At 69.0% G+C, this 400-nt stretch carries 1 protein-coding gene; it reads right to left on the bottom strand.

Annotation, left to right across the window (positions count from 1 at the left end):
• The coding region (locus tag G3I71_RS49330; RefSeq protein ID WP_275409474.1) for a BTAD domain-containing putative transcriptional regulator at window positions 1-297 on the bottom strand (297 nt) is incomplete at its 3' end.
• Window positions 298-400: the final 103 nt, after the last annotated feature.

Raw genomic sequence — 400 nt, 5'->3', positions numbered from 1 at the left:
CCGTAGGGGGTGCCGGCGACCGCTCTCGTAGAGGTCGACCAGGACCTGGTGGCAGTTCCCGGCGGCGAGTTCGAGGTCACCTATCCGCTCCAGGACGCGCAACCGCTCCTGTTCCAGCGCGGGCACCGCGTCCCGCTGGAGCATGCGCGAGGCCACGTTGGCCAAGGGCTGGCCCTGCCAGAGCGAGAGGGATTCCCTGAGTCGGTACAGCTCCTCGTCGGTGCCGGCGGCGGCCCGGGCCTTCGCGGCCAGTAAGCGGAAGAGCACGAGGTCGAGGGTCCCGGTGTCGTTGTGCATGCGGTAACCACCGGGTACGGCCTCGATGGTGGTCGCGGATATGCCGTATTTCGCGAATAGCCTCCGCAACCGCAGCACACAGGTCTGCAGGGCCGCTCGCGCC

The sequence above is a fragment of the Streptomyces sp. SID12501 genome, assembly GCF_010550245.1.
Taxonomy (GTDB): domain Bacteria; phylum Actinomycetota; class Actinomycetes; order Streptomycetales; family Streptomycetaceae; genus Streptomyces.
Note: the sequence above shows the minus strand (reverse complement) of the source record. Positions and strands in the feature narration are given on the sequence as shown.